Genomic DNA, 14478 nt, shown 5'->3' with positions numbered 1-14478 from the left:
GATCCCGCCAAGGTTCAGCCGGATTAAAGCAGACCGGCGTGGGCCATTGCCGCGTCAATCGCGGATTTGGTTCCGTCTTCCAGTTCTGTCAAGGGCGAACGGACCTCGGTACTGCAGAGGCCGAGTTTGCTCAGGGCGTATTTTGCGCCCACCAACCCGGGTTCAATAAAGATCGCCTCGTGCAATGGCATCAGCCGATCCTGGTATTCCAACGCCTTGGCGTAGTCACCCGCAAGTGTCGCCTGCTGGAATTCGGCGCAGAGTTTCGGCGCTACGTTTGCTGTTACCGAGATGCAGCCTACGCCCCCATGCGCATTGAAGCCCAACGCGGTTGCGTCCTCGCCCGATAATTGACAGAAATCTGGCCCGCAGGTGGCGCGCTGCTGGCTTACGCGCGCCAGATCACCGGTGGCGTCCTTGACGCCGACGATGCGCGGCAGCTCCGCCAGCTCTCCCATCGTCTCAGGGGTCATGTCGACGACCGAACGACCGGGAATGTTGTAGATGATAATCGGGAGATCCGCGCAGTCATGCAGAGCGCGGAAATGCGTGATCAGACCTTTTTGCGTCGGCTTGTTGTAGTAGGGGGTCACGACCAGCGCGGCGTCGGCACCGACCTTCTGTGCGAATCGCACGAAACGGATGGCTTCAACTGTGTTGTTGGATCCCGCACCCGCGATCACGGGCACTCGCCCGGCCGAGGCTTTGACGACCTCTGCGACGACGGTTTCGTGTTCTTCATGGCTGAGGGTGGGGCTTTCTCCGGTGGTGCCTACGGGCACTAGACCGGTCGACCCTTCCTGAATTTGCCATTCCACCAACCGTTTGAGCATATCCAAGTCCAACTCGCCGTTTGTGAACGGGGTGACCAGGGCTGGCATCGAGCCTTTGAACATGACACGCTCCTCAGAGTGCAGTTGGCAATTTTGGGCCACCAGCGATCACAATCTGAGCGATGTGAGTTGATCCCGGCGGCGCAAGGTTTATCCTGAATGGCTCTATCCTTGGTTGGTTGGGAAATGCAAGGCATGACACGCGTTCTGACGCTATTGATGGCAATGATTCTGGGATCATTCGGGCAGGCGCATGCCGACGCAGCGGGCGATCTGCGCGCCGGACTGTATGAAATGCGCAAAGGCGACTGGAACGCCGCTTTGCGCGAAGCCGGTGCCCGGGGGTCCGTGTCGCGTGACATAATCGTCTGGCATTGGCTGCGCGAAGGTTTTGGCAGTTCCGGTGATGTGCTGGTCTTTCTGGACCGTCGCCCGGACTGGCCCGGTCTGACATGGCTGCGCCGGAAAAGCGAACCGGCGTTTACCGGTGCGGATCCTGACCGTGTTTTGAAATTCTATTCCGATGTGCCGCCGCAAACAGCGGAAGGCGCCTTGAACTATGCGGTGGCACTCAAGGCCAAGGGGCGTCAGGGGGATGCCGAGGCCGATATTGTTGCCGCATGGCGGACCATGCCGATGGGTAAAGGTCTGCAAAAGGATTATCTTGAAAACTTCGGAAAGCTCCTCAAGCCGCACCACGAAGCCCGGCTGGATCGGATGCTGTGGGACAACCACCTTGTCAGCGCGGGGCAGATGTTGCCTTTGGTCGCGTCTGATCATCGCAAACTGGCCGAAGCCCGGATCGCCCTGCAAAAGCGTCAGCCAGGTGTGGATGGTAAGGTGGCCGCCGTTCCCAAGTCGCTGGCAGAGTCTCCGGGGCTGGCGTTTGACCGGTTTGTCTGGCGGGACAAGAAGGAACTGGATGACAGCGCCATTGACCTGATGCTGGTGCGGTCCACTGGCCCCGAGGCTTTGGGCGAACCGGACAAATGGGCAGAAGGCCGCCGTCGGCTGGCGCGGCTGGAGATGCGCGGGGGCAATGCCAACCGTGCCTACAAAATCGCCGCCAACCACCACATGACGCCTGAAATGGGCTATGGGTATGCGGACCTTGAATGGCTGTCAGGGTTCCTTGCCCTGCGCAAACTGAACGACCCGGCGACTGCCGTGAGACATTTCCAGAACTTCTCGGACGCCGTTCAGTCGCCGATCTCGAAAGGGCGGGCCGGATATTGGCTTGGGCGGGCTTACGCGGCACAGGGCAATGCGGACAAGGCCTACGAAGCCTATGCGATGGGAGCGGACCATCAGACCTCGTTCTACGGTTTGCTGGCGGCTGAGCAGATTGGCCGCCCCTTCGACGGTGAGTTGGCAAATCCCAGACGCGCGCCGCATTGGAAACAGGCCGAATTCGCCGAGTCCAGCGTGCTGGAGGCGGGGTTGCTGCTGCTACAGGCCGGCGAAGCGAACCTGTCAGAACGGTTCCTGACACATCTGGTGGAAGACCTGGACTCGGTCGAGGCAACCCAGTTGGGCGATCTGGTGATCGAACTGAAAGAGCCTCATCTGGCGGTGATGATTGCCAAGCGTGCGGCCAAAACCGGTGTTGTCCTTCCTGCCGCCTATTACCCGGTGCATCCGGTGGCCGATCTGGGTCTGCCTATGGCGAAAGAGATGACTCTGGCCATTGCCCGACGCGAAAGTGAGTTTGACCCGGTTGTCGTTAGCGGCGCAGGTGCCCGAGGTTTGATGCAGGTCATGCCTGCGACCGCTCAACTGGTTGCCAAGAACATGGGCATTCTCAGCGGTCACAAAACGGGCAAGCTGACGTCGGACTGGCAATATAATGCCAAGTTGGGGGCGAATTACCTGTCTGGGCTGGCGGCCGATTTCAACGGCAACGTCGTAATGATGGCCGCCGGATATAACGCCGGACCGCGCAGACCGATCTCGTGGATGGGCCGATATGGTGATCCGCGCGCGGGTGAGATTGACGTTGTCGACTGGATCGAGACGATCCCGTTCAGCGAGACTCGCAATTACGTGATGCGCGTGGCTGAAAGCCTGCCGGTTTACCGCGCCCGTCTGGGCCAACCGGCCCTGCCGATCCCGTTTTCGCAGGAGTTGATAGGCTCAACCTTGGCGGCGTTCGCGCCATAGGGTGAACAGACCAGCAGCGATGACCAGCCCGGCGCCGATGACGACGGCGGGCCGTAGGGTTTCGCCAAAAACCGAGATACCCAGAATCGCGCTCCACATCAGGTGGAAATAGGCAAAGGGCTGCACGGCGCTGGCTTCGGCCATTTCATAGCACTTGATCAGCAGCCAATGCCCCAGAACCCCGCTGAGGCACAGCAGCCCCATCCAGAACCAATCGCGGCTTTCCATCGGCTCCCAGAACCACATTCCAACCGCAGTCATGGCGACCGCTCCGGCGATGCCGGTCCAGAAAAAGCTGGTTGCCGTGCTGTCCTGCCGGGCGACATACCGGGTCAGCAACCCGTAGACGGCAAACATCAGGGCCGAGATCAGAGGTATGACGGCCAATGGATTGAATACGCCCATGCCGGGTTGGAGGATAATCAGCACACCCATGCAGCCGACGCCAATCGCCATCCACCGCCGCCAGCCCACCTTTTCGCCCAATACCGGACCGCTGAGCGCAGCTATCAGAAGCGGATAACAGATGAACACGGCCTGACTTTCGATCAGGCCCAGAACGGTAAAGGCATAAACCGCCACGCAAATCTCACCGGCCAACAAGACACCGCGCAATATCTGCCATCCCAGTTGGCTGGTCCGCGCCGTCACCCCGATACCACCCGGAGCACGCAGGGCCAGTGCCACCACGAACGCGGCAAAGAACCAGTACCGGATCATGACGACCATGTAGGTGTTGTAGGTTCCGGCAAGGTGACGGGACATGCCGTCCTGCAACGCAAACACAACGGTTGCGGCAATCATCAGGGCGATCCCTGCGCGCGTATTGTTCTGTTGCGTCATGATCTGACCGCCCGCGTCATGTGGCGTTTGCGACCATATCCCGGTGCGCGGGTGACAGAAAACCCTGCCTCCTCTAATCCGCGGCGAACGAAACCAGCAGCCGTGTAGGTTGCAGCAGTGCCGCCGGGGGCCGTGTGGTTGGCCACATGCTGCAACAACTCAGCCCCCCACAGCTCCGGGTTCTTGGCCGGAGAGAACCCATCCAGAAACCACGCATCGGCAGATTTTGTCCATTTGGGCAACGTCTCGCGCGCGTCCCCTTCGATAACCTCAAGCTGCAGCGTACCCAGATCGCACGACCCTCCGCGCCAGTACTGCAGAAAACGCGTGCCCCAAGGGGCGATTTCGGGAAAAGCCTCCAGTGCGCGGGACATATCCGCAGGGTCCATTGGGTAGGCTTCGAAACTGGTAAAACTCAGAGGAGTTGTTTGCCCGGACTTTTCCCACTCTGACCACACGGTCAGCATATTCAGACCGGTGCCAAACCCAAGTTCGGCAATATGAAACTCTGGCGCGAAGCGCGCAGGCAGGTCGTTGCCGTCAAGAAAGACATGGCGAGTTTCAGCCAGCCCGTTCTGTAACGAGTAATACGGATCGTCGAACCGGTCTGAAACGGGTATGTGATCGTCGGTCCAAGTCAGTTCGGCGCGCTGGTCTGCCATCGGGGAATCCTGTAGCTAAGCGGCGCGACACTGAACAAGGAAAAGGGGTTTGGCAATGGTCGATGTGACGGTACGCGGCGCGGGTATCTTTGGCCTGTCCATCGCCTGGACCTGTGCCCGGCGCGGCGCAAAAGTTCAGGTCGTTGATCCTTTTGGCGCAGGCGCGGGATCAAGCGGTGGGCTGGTCGGTGCCCTTGCCCCTCATGTCCCCGAGAACTGGAACGCGAAGAAAGCCTTTCAGTTCGAGAGCCTGATCATGGCCGAACCATTCTGGAAACAGGTCGAGGAAACCGGCGGCGTTTCAGCGGGTTACGCAAGGCTAGGACGGCTGCAACCCATTCCCGACGCCAGAACCCTGGACCTGGCTCACGCTCGTGCGAGTACGGCGTCTGAACTGTGGCAGGGCAAGGCCGAATGGCGTGTCGTTGAAACCACAGAACTGGGATCGTGGTGCCCGCCCAGCCCAACCGGGTATGTGATTCACGACACGCTCAGTGCGCGGATACACCCACGGCGCGCCTGTGCCGCGCTGGTATCGGCGCTGGCCGTTATGGGCGTCGATGTGGTGACCGACGCACCGGACAAGGGGCAGATCGTTCACGCCACTGGGTTGGCCGGGCTGCTGGAACTCAACGACGCATTCGGGAAGGTCGTCGGCAATGGTGTCAAAGGACAAGCCGCTTTGTTGCGGTTCGACGCCGGAGAGGTTCCGCAGCTCTTTGCCGATACGGTCCATATCGTGCCGCATGCGGATGGCACGCTGGCCATCGGCTCAACCTCCGAGCGGGAGTATGACGATCCGACCAGCACAGATGCCGCGCTTGAGGATGTGTCGGAACGTGCCACGCGCGCGGTCCCTGTTCTGCACGGGGCCGAGGTGATCGAACGCTGGGCCGGGGTTCGCCCCCGCAGCAAAAGCCGTGCCCCCATGCTGGGCCTGCATCCCTTGCACAAGAGGCAGTTCATCGCCAATGGCGGTTTCAAGATCGGCTTTGGAATGGCTCCGAAGGTGGCTGCAGTCATGGCCGATCTGATACTGGACGACCGCGATACGATCCCCGAAGATTTCCAGCCCGAAGCATCACTGTGATCGCGCGGTGGCATCGGCAATCATGCATTGCCGCCCGTCGGGGCCGCGGACCCACATGCTCTGACCGTCCCGGCACAAGGTCGCGGTTTCAGTATGCATCAACGGCGATGTCGCGCGGAACGAAAACCGCGCAAGCGGGCCCATCACATCCTCGGCAAACAACATCAACAACTGGGCCAGCAGCGGCCCATGCACGACCAGACCGTCATACCCTTCGACCTGACGCGCATAGTCCAGATCATAGTGGATACGGTGACCGTTGAATGTCAGCGCCGAATATCGAAACAACAAAGTCGAGTCGAATGATTCCTCGCGCCGATCGGTCTCATCGGTCCGTGCGACCGGCGGCACGGGGCTTGGTTCTTTGTCAGATGGATCGTTGCGGTAAACGAGATCCTGCCACTCGGTCAGACAATGCGTTGCATCCTGCCATATCTCATGGCGCAGCGTGACAAAGGCCAGCGGCCCGGTTCGTCCTGTTTTGGACACAAGACTTTCCCGAACCGAGCGCCGTTCGGCTGCCCGACCCGCAACAAGGGGCGCATGAAACTCTAACCGTCCACCCGCCCACATCCGGCGTGGCAATCCCATATCGGGGATCAGGCCACCCCCAACCTTTGGATGGCCATCCCGACCAAGACGGTCCGGTGGCTGCGGCGTCCAGAAATAAAGCTGGTGGAAAAAGGCAGGCAAGGGTGTACCTGCCCCGATGGCCCCGCCCTGCCCCAGTGCGATCAGAAGCGCGGCGGCGCGGGCCGGGTCCAGAACATCTGTCTGTGTTTCCTCCGTCATGGCAGAAGACTAGACAGACGAAGGTTCACCGACAAGCGGCCCGCGACGATCAGAAACCAGCTTCGGCGCGCAGCTTTTGCATCAGGGTTTGCAGAGCGCTTTCATATCGCTCGCTGGTCAGCTTCCCTTGCTCATCAAACTCTTTGGAACTGCTGGCCATATGAATTTCCGGCCCCTGCAGAATACGGGGTTGGAACGGCACCATATAGCTGCGCAGGACCATCTGGGCCCGCTCACCGCCTGCGCGACCCGCAGCGGCGGACATCACGGCAACGGGTTTATCCGCCCACGGCTTGCCCTTGGTTCGGCTCACCCAATCCAGCGCGTTCTTCAACACACCGGATGGACCCTTGTTGTATTCCGGCGTCGAGATGATCACGGCATGCGCCTGCGCAATCTGATCCGCCAGCAGTTGCACCGGCTCGGGGATACCTTCGCCGTCCTCCAGATCACCATCATAAAGCGGCAGGTTCAGGTCCGCCTCGACATATGTCCCCGGGTCAAACAGCCGCGCAGCTTCGCGCAGCAGCTTACGGTTGGTTGCGCTCTGGCGCAGCGACCCGGACAGGCCAAGCAGGATCGGTTCAGACATGAGAGGGCTCCGTGATGGTGTCATTCACTAGTTAGCGCGACACATCTGCGCGCCAAAGCCCCCATGACGCGCAGTCAATGTGCAAAAAAGCCAAGGCACCTGACGGTGCCCCGTCAGGTTCAGGTGCGCCCGTTTGGAATGATCTCGATATCAACCCGACGGTTACGGGCTTTGCCTTCAGCCGTCAGGTTCGAGGCCGCCGGACGGTTCTCACCCAGTCCGATCGTGCTGATCCGGGCGCTGTTGACACCATTGGCCTGCAGAATATCGGCGACAGAGCGCGCCCGACGTTCCGAAAGTGCTTGATTGTACGACGCCTCGCCGTCGCTGTCCGTATGGCCGATGACCTGCACGGTTGAATTGGGGTAATTCACCAGGTTCTGCCCCACCCGCACTAGATCAGCCCGCAGCGCCGGGCGCACGGTCGAGCTGTCGGTGTCAAAGGTGATGTCGTTCGGCACGGTAACAATCAGCCGGTCCCCGGCATTGGTCACGGTGATCCCCTGATTGGCCAATTGCTGGCGCAGTTCTGCGGCCTGCTGGTCCAGTTGATTACCGATCAGGCCACCGCCAGCCGCACCAATCGCACCACCGGCCAACGCGCCAAGAAGCGGATCAGAGCCGTTCGCGATCGCCCCGACACCCGCACCGACCAAACCACCCAGAATCGCACCCTGTTTTGCGTTCTGGTTCGGATCGCCAGGCAAGCTCAGTGTACCGGGGTCGGTGCACGCGCCCAAAAACATAGCCGAGCACAGCCCAGCGGAAACGACAAACTTTGAAATCGCCATGAAATCACCTTCTGCTCTGACACCCGTTCATCGGGTCCATATTGTTCGGTCCGGTATATCGCGCCCTGCGGTCGCAGGCTCAAGCAACAATCCGGTGATATCGGCAGTTACCCGCCGCTCAATGATTTCCTGTCGCGACACTCTGGCAGATTTTTCCTCTGCAACCGCAAATTGCCACGGATTCGCGCGATTCAATGTCAGAAATCTGCGGCGGCCCGAAACTTCACCGACACCCCGCCCTCTGGGTTCTTCAGACGGAGTTCTTCGGAATGCAGCATAAGACGCGGATACTCGCGCGCCGCTCCTTCCGCGTAAAAGGGGTCGCCCAAAATCGGGTGACCCAACGCCTGCATGTGGACGCGCAACTGATGTGACCGCCCGGTTTTCGGAAACAGGCGCACTCGGGTCGTGTCTCCCTCGTGTTTAACGACACGCCAATCGGTTACCGCGGCTTTTCCGGTCTCATGACACACCATCTGGCGCGGGCGGTTGGGCCAGTCCACGATCAGCGGCAGATCAATGGTTCCGGTTTTGGGCTCAACCCGGCCAAATACACGCGCGATATAGGTTTTTCGAGTCTGGCGCTTCTCAAATTGCATGCTCAGATGCCGCTGCGCATGGGGCGTCTGCGCGAACACCATCACCCCCGATGTATCCCGATCCAGCCGGTGCACCAGCAATGCCTGCGGAAAAGCCGCCTGCACTCGCGCCAAAAGACAATCCGCCAAATGCTCTCCGCGTCCCGGAACCGACAGCAGGCCCGATGGCTTGTTCACCACGATCAACTGCGCATCCTCATGCAGGACATCCAGTGGCGTTTTCGGGGGATCATATGCTTCGCTCATGCGCGCTTGCCTAACGTACCACGCAAAGTCCCGCAACGTCGTCCTTGCCTGAACCCAGAGGTTCCGCAACTCTGCGCAAAAACCGGAGGAGAGACCATGCACCCCACGATCGAGCGCATGCAAGAAGTCGTTGCCAAGGGCGACGAAAACCTAATTCACGAGTTGCTGGCCGAGGACGTTCGGTTTTCTCCGCCCACCTATTACAGCACCTGGACGGGGCGTGCTCCGGCGGCTGCGGTTCTGGGCCATGTGGCGCAGGTCTTCTCGGACTTCCGTTACCGCCGTATCATGGGCGAAGGCAAAGACTGGGCGCTGGAATTCCAATGCAAGGTTGGCGATCTGGACGCGGTCGGCGTTGACCTGATCACTCTTAATGACGACGGGCTGATTCAGGAGTTTGAAGTGGTCATGCGCCCCTACAAGACCATCGGCGCCCTACGCGAAGCGATGATGGCCCGCGTCATGACGGATCCGCGTTTTCTGGAATTCAAGAACGCGCTGAGCTGATCATGCCCGTCGCTGCGGACCAACTGCTGCGCCTACCCTTGCTGCCGATACTCGCGGCGCAAGGTCTGTCTGTTCGCCGCAACGCCCGATTGCTGCCCGAGCCCATTGGTCCCCGAGAAGGACGCGACGGGCGAGGACCTCGGTTGCGGCTTTTGATCGCCGGAGACAGTTCAGCAGCCGGTGTTGGCGCAGGCACTCAGGCGCAGGCGCTTTCGGGGTATCTGGTTCGCGAACTGTCGCGTCATTACACCGTCGAATGGAGGCTCGAGGCCACAACAGGCCACACGACGCAGGATACGATCGACAGACTTCAAGCTTTGGACAATCAATTTGATGCGGCGGTTACAGCCTTGGGCGTCAATGACGTGACCCGGGGCGTTACCCGAAAGTCTTTCATTGACCGGCAAAGTCAATTGGTAGACTTGCTTGTCGGGCAGCTGGGGGTGAAGCGCGTGGCGATGACAGCCGTACCCGAAATGAGCCGTTTTCCAGCGCTCCCGCAGCCTCTGGCCTGGGTTCTCGGGCAGCAGGCGGCCCGACTTGATCAGGGGCTGCAACAGGTCGTTGCCCAGCATCGTCAGGCGTTCCATCTTTCATTGGACTTGCCGGACGATCCAGCTCTGGCCGCACCGGACGGGTATCACCCCAGCCCCAAAACCTACGCGATCTGGGCGGCAAAGGCCGCGCACCTACTCCGTCAGGGTTGAGCCCGCATCTGCCGGATCATTGGGATTGAATACACCACAAGCGCAGCCCAGATCAGCGGGAAGGCAATCATGCGCCCTTGGTCGATCTGCTCGCCGAAGACCGTGATCGCTGTGATGAATATCATGGTCGGTGCAATATACTGGAGAATTCCCATCGTCGACAGGAGAACAAGCTTGGCACCATTGGCATAGACCAACAGAGGAACAGCCGTAACCACCCCCGCACCAGCAAGCAGCATCGTATCGGAGGCGGCTATTCCGAAGTGGCCGTTTCCCTGAACGCCCAGCCAGGTTACGTAGGCCAAGGCCGGGATCAGCAGGATCAGAACCTCAAGCAGGAAACCCTGATTGGGACCGATTGGCAGAGACCGCTTGAAGAATGCATAGAACCCCCAGCTCACCATGAGTCCCAATGCTGCCCAAGGGATGCTGCCGGCTTGAAGGACCAGAACCGCCACACCTGCAGCGGCCAACCCGACCGCAATCAGTTGCGTCCGGTTTAATGGCTCACGAAGCAATACCGCACCAAGCGCAATACTGAACAAAGGGTTAATGTAATATCCCAATGCGGCATCAAGGGCGTTTCCGCTGGCGATCGCCCAGACATAAATGGCCCAATTCACCGAGATCAGCCCAGCCGTCAAGCCAGCCATACCCAGCATTTTCGGGTTCCTCAAAGCAGCCTTCAGATCCCGCGTTCGCCCCAACGCAATCAGAAGTGCTCCTGCCACTGGTACTGACCAGATGATACGGTGGGCAACGATCTCCACCGGACCGATATGCGCCATCGCCTTCATATACAGGGGCAGGAATCCCCACAGAACGTAGGCCGTAACAGCCAACACCAATCCCCTCGGTGTATCTGTATTCTGTAAAGGGGCAGCAGCGTTCACCATAGCGGGTCTCCAATCGACACTGGTTGTCTTTAGGCAAACTCTGCCATCAGGAAAACTGCGAAAATCGTGAAGGTTCACATAACAAATCGTTATGGGTTGAACACGCAGTCATTCCGCGAGCTGCAATGTTATCATGCGAGGCTCTGCCTCGCGCTCCGGGATATTTGGGGCCAGATGAAGCAGGGGATCCGCACTTCATCTGGCTGAAAATATCCCGGGGGAGACGCGGCTTGCCGCGGCGGGGGCAGAGCCCCATTTTCAAACGGTTCAGACCTTAACGCGCTCGGATTTAGGGTCGTACATTGGCTTCAGCGACGCCTCGGCTTTGACCTTCACACCGCATACGTCTATCTCGTAGGACGAAGCCAGCACATCTGCCGCCTTCTCTCCCTCGCATGGCACGTATCCCATACCGATGGCGCTTCCCAGCGTATGACCGTAATTACCCGAACTCAAATATCCAACATATTCACCATCCCGCACGATCGGTTCATTGTGAAACAGCAGCAGTTCGGAATCGGTTAGGCGAAATTGAACCAATCGGCTTTTCGGCCCGCTTTCCTTGCGCTCAATAACCGCCGAACGACCGATAAAGTCGCTGCCTTTGTCAGTTTTGACTGCAAAGCCAAGCCCGGCGTCGACGACGTTATCCTCACAAGTGATGTCATGTCCGAAATGGCGGAACCCTTTCTCGATCCGGCACGAATCCATCATGTGCATCCCGCACAGTTTCAGGCCCATGTCCTGCCCGGCTTCGTGCAATGTCTCGAACACATGACCCGCCATATCGGAGGAGACATAGATTTCCCACCCTAGCTCACCCACATAGGTGACACGGTGCGCGCGGGCGAGGCCCATACCGATCTCTATTTCCTGCGCGGTGCCGAACGGGTTTGCTGCGTTAGAGAAATCAGCGGGCGAGACCTTTTGAAGCAACGTGCGCGCGTTGGGACCCATGACGGCCAGAACGCCCTCGCCCGCGGTGACGTCGGTGATGACCACGTTGAACCCGTCCGCATGTCGCTGCATCCACGTTTGATCCGCCAGACGAGTGGCCGCGGGGGTGACGACCAGATAGGCGGTCTCGGTCAGGCGGGTGACGGTCACGTCAGCCTCGATCCCGCCCTGACGGTTCAGGAACTGGGTATAGACGATCTTGCCGTTTGGCACCGAATAGTCTCCGCCGCCAATGTAGTTCATGAATGCTTCGGCATCCGGGCCTTCGACCCGGATCTTGCCGAACGAGGACATATCATACATGCCCACATTCTCGCGCACGGCACGGTGTTCAGCGGCTGAGTTTTCAAACCAGTTTTGACGTTTCCAGCTATACTGGTATTCGCGCTCTTGCCCCGGATTGGCGAACCAGTTGGCGCGTTCCCAGCCAGCAAGCTCTCCGAAAACCGCACCCTGATCCTTGAGGTGGTGGTGGAACGGCGTGCGCCGCACTCCGCGCGCGGTGGCTTTTTGGCGGTAGGGGTAGTGGTCGGCATAGAGCAGGCCCAGTGTTTCCTTGGACCGTTCAAACAGGTATTTCTTGTTCCCCTGAAACGGCTGCATCCGGCTGATATCCACGTCGCCCAGATCAAAGGGCTTTTCGCCCGAGTCCATCCATTCGGCCAGCGCCATGCCAGCGCCACCGCCCGACTGAATCCCGATTGAGTTAAACCCAGCGGCGACCCAGTAGTTGTCCATCTCTGGCGCAAGACCCAGATGATAGGCATCGTCGGGCGTGAAGGATTCCGGCCCGTTGAAGAAGGTGTGAATCCCCGCCTCGGCCAGCATCGGCATCCGGTTCACGGCCGCCTCGAGGATCGGTTCAAAGTGGTCGAAATCCTCTGGCAGTTGGTCAAACTCGAAACTGTCGGGAATGCCGTTCATGGCCCAGGGCTTGGCGTTCGGCTCGAACGCACCCAGCAGGATTTTGCCTGCGTCTTCCTTGTAATAAGCGCATTCGTCCGGCACGCGCAGCACCGGCAACTGGGTCAGTCCGTCGATGCCTTCGGTGACGATATAGAAATGCTCGCACGCGTGCAGAGGGACGTTTACGCCTGCCATCCGGCCAACCTCGTGCCCCCACATGCCCGCGCAGTTCACCACCATGTCACATTCGATATGGCCCGAGGCGCTGCCGTCATCGGCGACCCAATCGACGCCTGTGACTTTGCGCCCCTGTTTGGTGATATCGGTGACTTTCACACGTTCCTTGACGATGCCGCCGCGTTGCCGTGCGCCCTTGGCCAAGGCCAGCGCGATATTGGCCGGGTCGCCCTGCCCGTCCAGCGGCAGATAGACTGCGCCCTTGACGTCTTGGGTATTCAGATGGGGATACATCTCCTTGACCCGCTCGTTCGATATCTCTTCGATCTCGACGCCAAAAGCGCGGGCCATCGCTGCCTGACGATAAATCTCTTCCTTGCGCTCCTCGGTCAGCGCAACAGTGATCGAACCACAACGCTTGAATCCGGTGGCGACGCCTGTTTCTTCTTCGAGCGAGCCGTAAAGCTCCTGACTGTATTTCGCCAGTTTGGTCATGTTCGCCGTCGCCCGCAGCTGGGCGATCAGACCGGCGGCGTGCCACGTAGTGCCGCTGGTCAGCTGTTTACGCTCAAGCAGGACAACATCGTTCCAGCCCTTCTTGGTCAGGTGATACGCGACCGAACAACCGATTACGCCGCCGCCGATGATGACCACTCGGGCCTTGCTGGGAAGATCAACCATCCTGAAATCTCCGCTATGTCAGGTTTGGGTCAACCTGCCACGGAAGATCGGCAATAAATGCATCAAAAGCGTCACAAAATGGGTAATTTTCACCTATGTGCCGCGCGCTTTTCCCGCCGCAGAACAAACGGGGTAACGCCGAAAAAGCTCTTGTAGACCGAGGAAAACCCGTTCGGGAAACCACAGGCCAGGCCGATCTCGCGTACGCTCATCGTCGTGTTCAAAAGCAGGTTGTTGGCCTTGGCCAGCCGCATCTCGCGATAGAAGCCGTTGGGCGTGGTGCCGAAGAACGTCTTGAACTTACGCTCGAGCGAGCGGTTGGACAGGTGCAGTTCCTCGACGATTTCGTGGATCGGCAGGGGGTCTTCAATATTCGCCTGCATCAGCTTGATACACTGGTCCAGCTTGGCATCCCCGGTTGCGGTCATGCGCGCGCCTGAAAACGGCTGCATCGAGGAAAAATCGCGGATGTTTTCGTGCAGCATGATATCGGCGACGGTCATCTTGGCTGGGCCAGAGATATGCCGCCCGATTACGGCCAAAGCGACATCCGTGGTCGCTTCCATCCCCGCGCAGGTCACAACCGCGCCCTGTTCGGTCGCAATCGACAGCTTGGCCTCGAACCGCGCACCCCTTTCCCGCAGGAACGACGCGTTTTCCCAATGGGTGGCCATATCCGCTGTACCTCTTTCATCGATATAGCGGCTGGCGGCCTCGGCCAGCAGAAACACCTGCGCGCCGCGATAGGTATAGTCAGACACCACACGGCCCAGCGACAGATCGGGATGGTCGGGGTCGGAATTGCCGATGACAAAAAGGTAATCCGCCTTTGGCTGGGCGCTGACAGCCTCGGTCTGGATCAGTGCATCACTGCTGCTGAGAATCGCCCCACCTCTGAGCGACCGATAGGTATAGGTAAACGGCGGGTGAGGGCACACGCGGTTGGCCAGCCGCAGCACCTCGACCAGAGACGCCAGTTCAAGCAGCACAAAGCCGGGGGCGACGACGATGTCGAAATGCTGCTGTGCCCGTGTCATGG

Annotated in this window: 14 protein-coding genes; 4 read left to right on the top strand and 10 right to left on the bottom strand. The window is 59.6% G+C overall.

The genetic code is table 11. The annotated features are described in order from the left end of the window. Positions 1-23: 23 nt before the first annotated feature. The gene (gene dapA / locus ACR0B7_RS17480) at positions 24-896 is read right to left on the bottom strand and encodes a 4-hydroxy-tetrahydrodipicolinate synthase (RefSeq protein WP_170485737.1); all 873 of its coding nucleotides are present in this window, start codon (positions 894-896) and stop codon (positions 24-26) included. A gap of 132 nt (positions 897-1028) precedes the next feature. On the opposite strand from dapA, the gene ACR0B7_RS17475 reads away from it, so the two are divergent. Then, a complete protein-coding gene (locus ACR0B7_RS17475; RefSeq protein WP_170485738.1) occupies positions 1029-2993 on the top strand; it encodes a lytic transglycosylase domain-containing protein in 1965 nt (654 codons plus the stop codon). Here ACR0B7_RS17475 and ACR0B7_RS17470 read toward each other — a convergent pair. Both ACR0B7_RS17470 and mnmC2 read right to left on the bottom strand, forming a co-directional pair. Beyond that, positions 2967-3836 carry a DMT family transporter gene (locus ACR0B7_RS17470; RefSeq protein ID WP_170485739.1) on the bottom strand — a complete coding sequence of 290 codons (870 nt, stop codon included), beginning with the start codon at positions 3834-3836 and terminating at the stop codon, positions 2967-2969. The genes ACR0B7_RS17475 and ACR0B7_RS17470 overlap by 27 nt on opposite strands. After that, entirely contained in the window at positions 3833-4498 is a 666-nt protein-coding gene (mnmC2, locus tag ACR0B7_RS17465) for a tRNA (5-methylaminomethyl-2-thiouridine)(34)-methyltransferase MnmC2 (protein WP_170485740.1), read from the bottom strand. The genes ACR0B7_RS17470 and mnmC2 overlap by 4 nt, the downstream gene beginning before the upstream one ends. 55 nt (positions 4499-4553) lie before the next feature. Between mnmC2 and ACR0B7_RS17460 the strand changes: the two genes are divergently transcribed. Further along, on the top strand, positions 4554-5588 hold the full coding sequence (locus tag ACR0B7_RS17460) for an NAD(P)/FAD-dependent oxidoreductase (protein WP_170576913.1): 1035 nt from the start codon (positions 4554-4556) through the stop codon (positions 5586-5588). On the opposite strand, the gene ACR0B7_RS17455 is transcribed toward ACR0B7_RS17460, so the two are convergent. The 4 genes from ACR0B7_RS17455 to ACR0B7_RS17440 all read right to left on the bottom strand — a co-directional run bounded on the left by ACR0B7_RS17455 (position 5580) and on the right by ACR0B7_RS17440 (position 8608). Then, on the bottom strand, positions 5580-6380 hold the full coding sequence (locus ACR0B7_RS17455) for an FAS1-like dehydratase domain-containing protein (RefSeq protein ID WP_170485742.1): 801 nt from the start codon (positions 6378-6380) through the stop codon (positions 5580-5582). The genes ACR0B7_RS17460 and ACR0B7_RS17455 overlap by 9 nt on opposite strands. 49 nt (positions 6381-6429) lie before the next feature. Continuing rightward, a complete protein-coding gene (locus tag ACR0B7_RS17450; RefSeq protein WP_170576914.1) occupies positions 6430-6972 on the bottom strand; it encodes an NAD(P)H-dependent oxidoreductase in 543 nt (180 codons plus the stop codon). A gap of 119 nt (positions 6973-7091) precedes the next feature. Then, positions 7092-7763: a YiaD family glycine zipper/OmpA-like lipoprotein gene (locus ACR0B7_RS17445; protein ID WP_170567174.1), complete on the bottom strand. Its 672-nt coding sequence runs from the start codon at positions 7761-7763 to the stop codon at positions 7092-7094. Between the two features lie 197 nt (positions 7764-7960). Continuing rightward, positions 7961-8608, bottom strand: coding sequence for an RluA family pseudouridine synthase (locus tag ACR0B7_RS17440; protein ID WP_170485745.1), 648 nt, complete (start codon positions 8606-8608; stop codon positions 7961-7963). A 96-nt stretch (positions 8609-8704) separates the two neighbouring features. On the opposite strand from ACR0B7_RS17440, the gene ACR0B7_RS17435 reads away from it, so the two are divergent. Both ACR0B7_RS17435 and ACR0B7_RS17430 read left to right on the top strand, forming a co-directional pair. Further along, complete coding sequence (locus ACR0B7_RS17435) at positions 8705-9115, top strand: nuclear transport factor 2 family protein (protein ID WP_170485746.1); 411 nt, start codon at positions 8705-8707, stop codon at positions 9113-9115. 2 nt (positions 9116-9117) lie between these two features. Further along, the gene (locus tag ACR0B7_RS17430; protein ID WP_170485747.1) at positions 9118-9822 is read left to right on the top strand and encodes an SGNH/GDSL hydrolase family protein; all 705 of its coding nucleotides are present in this window, start codon (positions 9118-9120) and stop codon (positions 9820-9822) included. Here the strand turns inward: ACR0B7_RS17430 and rarD are convergent. The 3 genes from rarD to ACR0B7_RS17415 all read right to left on the bottom strand — a co-directional run bounded on the left by rarD (position 9813) and on the right by ACR0B7_RS17415 (position 14476). After that, entirely contained in the window at positions 9813-10718 is a 906-nt protein-coding gene (gene rarD / locus ACR0B7_RS17425; RefSeq protein ID WP_170485748.1) for an EamA family transporter RarD, read from the bottom strand. The genes ACR0B7_RS17430 and rarD overlap by 10 nt on opposite strands. A 267-nt stretch (positions 10719-10985) precedes the next feature. Then, positions 10986-13439 (bottom strand): GcvT family protein, encoded by a 2454-nt coding sequence (locus ACR0B7_RS17420; protein WP_170485749.1) that lies wholly within the window; start codon positions 13437-13439, stop codon positions 10986-10988. An 89-nt stretch (positions 13440-13528) separates the two neighbouring features. After that, positions 13529-14476 carry a helix-turn-helix domain-containing protein gene (locus ACR0B7_RS17415; RefSeq protein WP_170485750.1) on the bottom strand — a complete coding sequence of 316 codons (948 nt, stop codon included), beginning with the start codon at positions 14474-14476 and terminating at the stop codon, positions 13529-13531. Between the last annotated feature and the right edge of the window lie 2 nt (positions 14477-14478).

The sequence above is a fragment of the Ruegeria sp. BB6 genome (assembly GCF_056539385.1).
The sequence above is the reverse complement of the archived record's forward strand: the minus strand, read 5'-3'. Positions and strand labels throughout refer to the sequence as shown.

Bases quoted from the DNA above. Each gene is read 5' to 3' on its own strand.
- ACR0B7_RS17470 (WP_170485739.1), bottom strand. From the start codon at position 3,836: ATGACGCAACAGAACAATACGCGCGCAGGGATCGCCCTGATGATTGCC.
- ACR0B7_RS17460 (WP_170576913.1), top strand. From the start codon at position 4,554: ATGGTCGATGTGACGGTACGCGGCGCGGGTATCTTTGGCCTGTCCATC.
- mnmC2 (WP_170485740.1), bottom strand. From the start codon at position 4,498: ATGGCAGACCAGCGCGCCGAACTGACTTGGACCGACGATCACATACCC.
- ACR0B7_RS17430 (WP_170485747.1), top strand. From the start codon at position 9,118: ATGCCCGTCGCTGCGGACCAACTGCTGCGCCTACCCTTGCTGCCGATA.
- ACR0B7_RS17415 (WP_170485750.1), bottom strand. From the start codon at position 14,476: ATGACACGGGCACAGCAGCATTTCGACATCGTCGTCGCCCCCGGCTTT.
- ACR0B7_RS17445 (WP_170567174.1), bottom strand. From the start codon at position 7,763: ATGGCGATTTCAAAGTTTGTCGTTTCCGCTGGGCTGTGCTCGGCTATG.
- ACR0B7_RS17435 (WP_170485746.1), top strand. From the start codon at position 8,705: ATGCACCCCACGATCGAGCGCATGCAAGAAGTCGTTGCCAAGGGCGAC.
- rarD (WP_170485748.1), bottom strand. From the start codon at position 10,718: ATGGTGAACGCTGCTGCCCCTTTACAGAATACAGATACACCGAGGGGA.
- ACR0B7_RS17450 (WP_170576914.1), bottom strand. From the start codon at position 6,972: ATGTCTGAACCGATCCTGCTTGGCCTGTCCGGGTCGCTGCGCCAGAGC.
- dapA (WP_170485737.1), bottom strand. From the start codon at position 896: ATGTTCAAAGGCTCGATGCCAGCCCTGGTCACCCCGTTCACAAACGGC.
- ACR0B7_RS17420 (WP_170485749.1), bottom strand. From the start codon at position 13,439: ATGGTTGATCTTCCCAGCAAGGCCCGAGTGGTCATCATCGGCGGCGGC.
- ACR0B7_RS17475 (WP_170485738.1), top strand. From the start codon at position 1,029: ATGACACGCGTTCTGACGCTATTGATGGCAATGATTCTGGGATCATTC.
- ACR0B7_RS17455 (WP_170485742.1), bottom strand. From the start codon at position 6,380: ATGACGGAGGAAACACAGACAGATGTTCTGGACCCGGCCCGCGCCGCC.
- ACR0B7_RS17440 (WP_170485745.1), bottom strand. From the start codon at position 8,608: ATGAGCGAAGCATATGATCCCCCGAAAACGCCACTGGATGTCCTGCAT.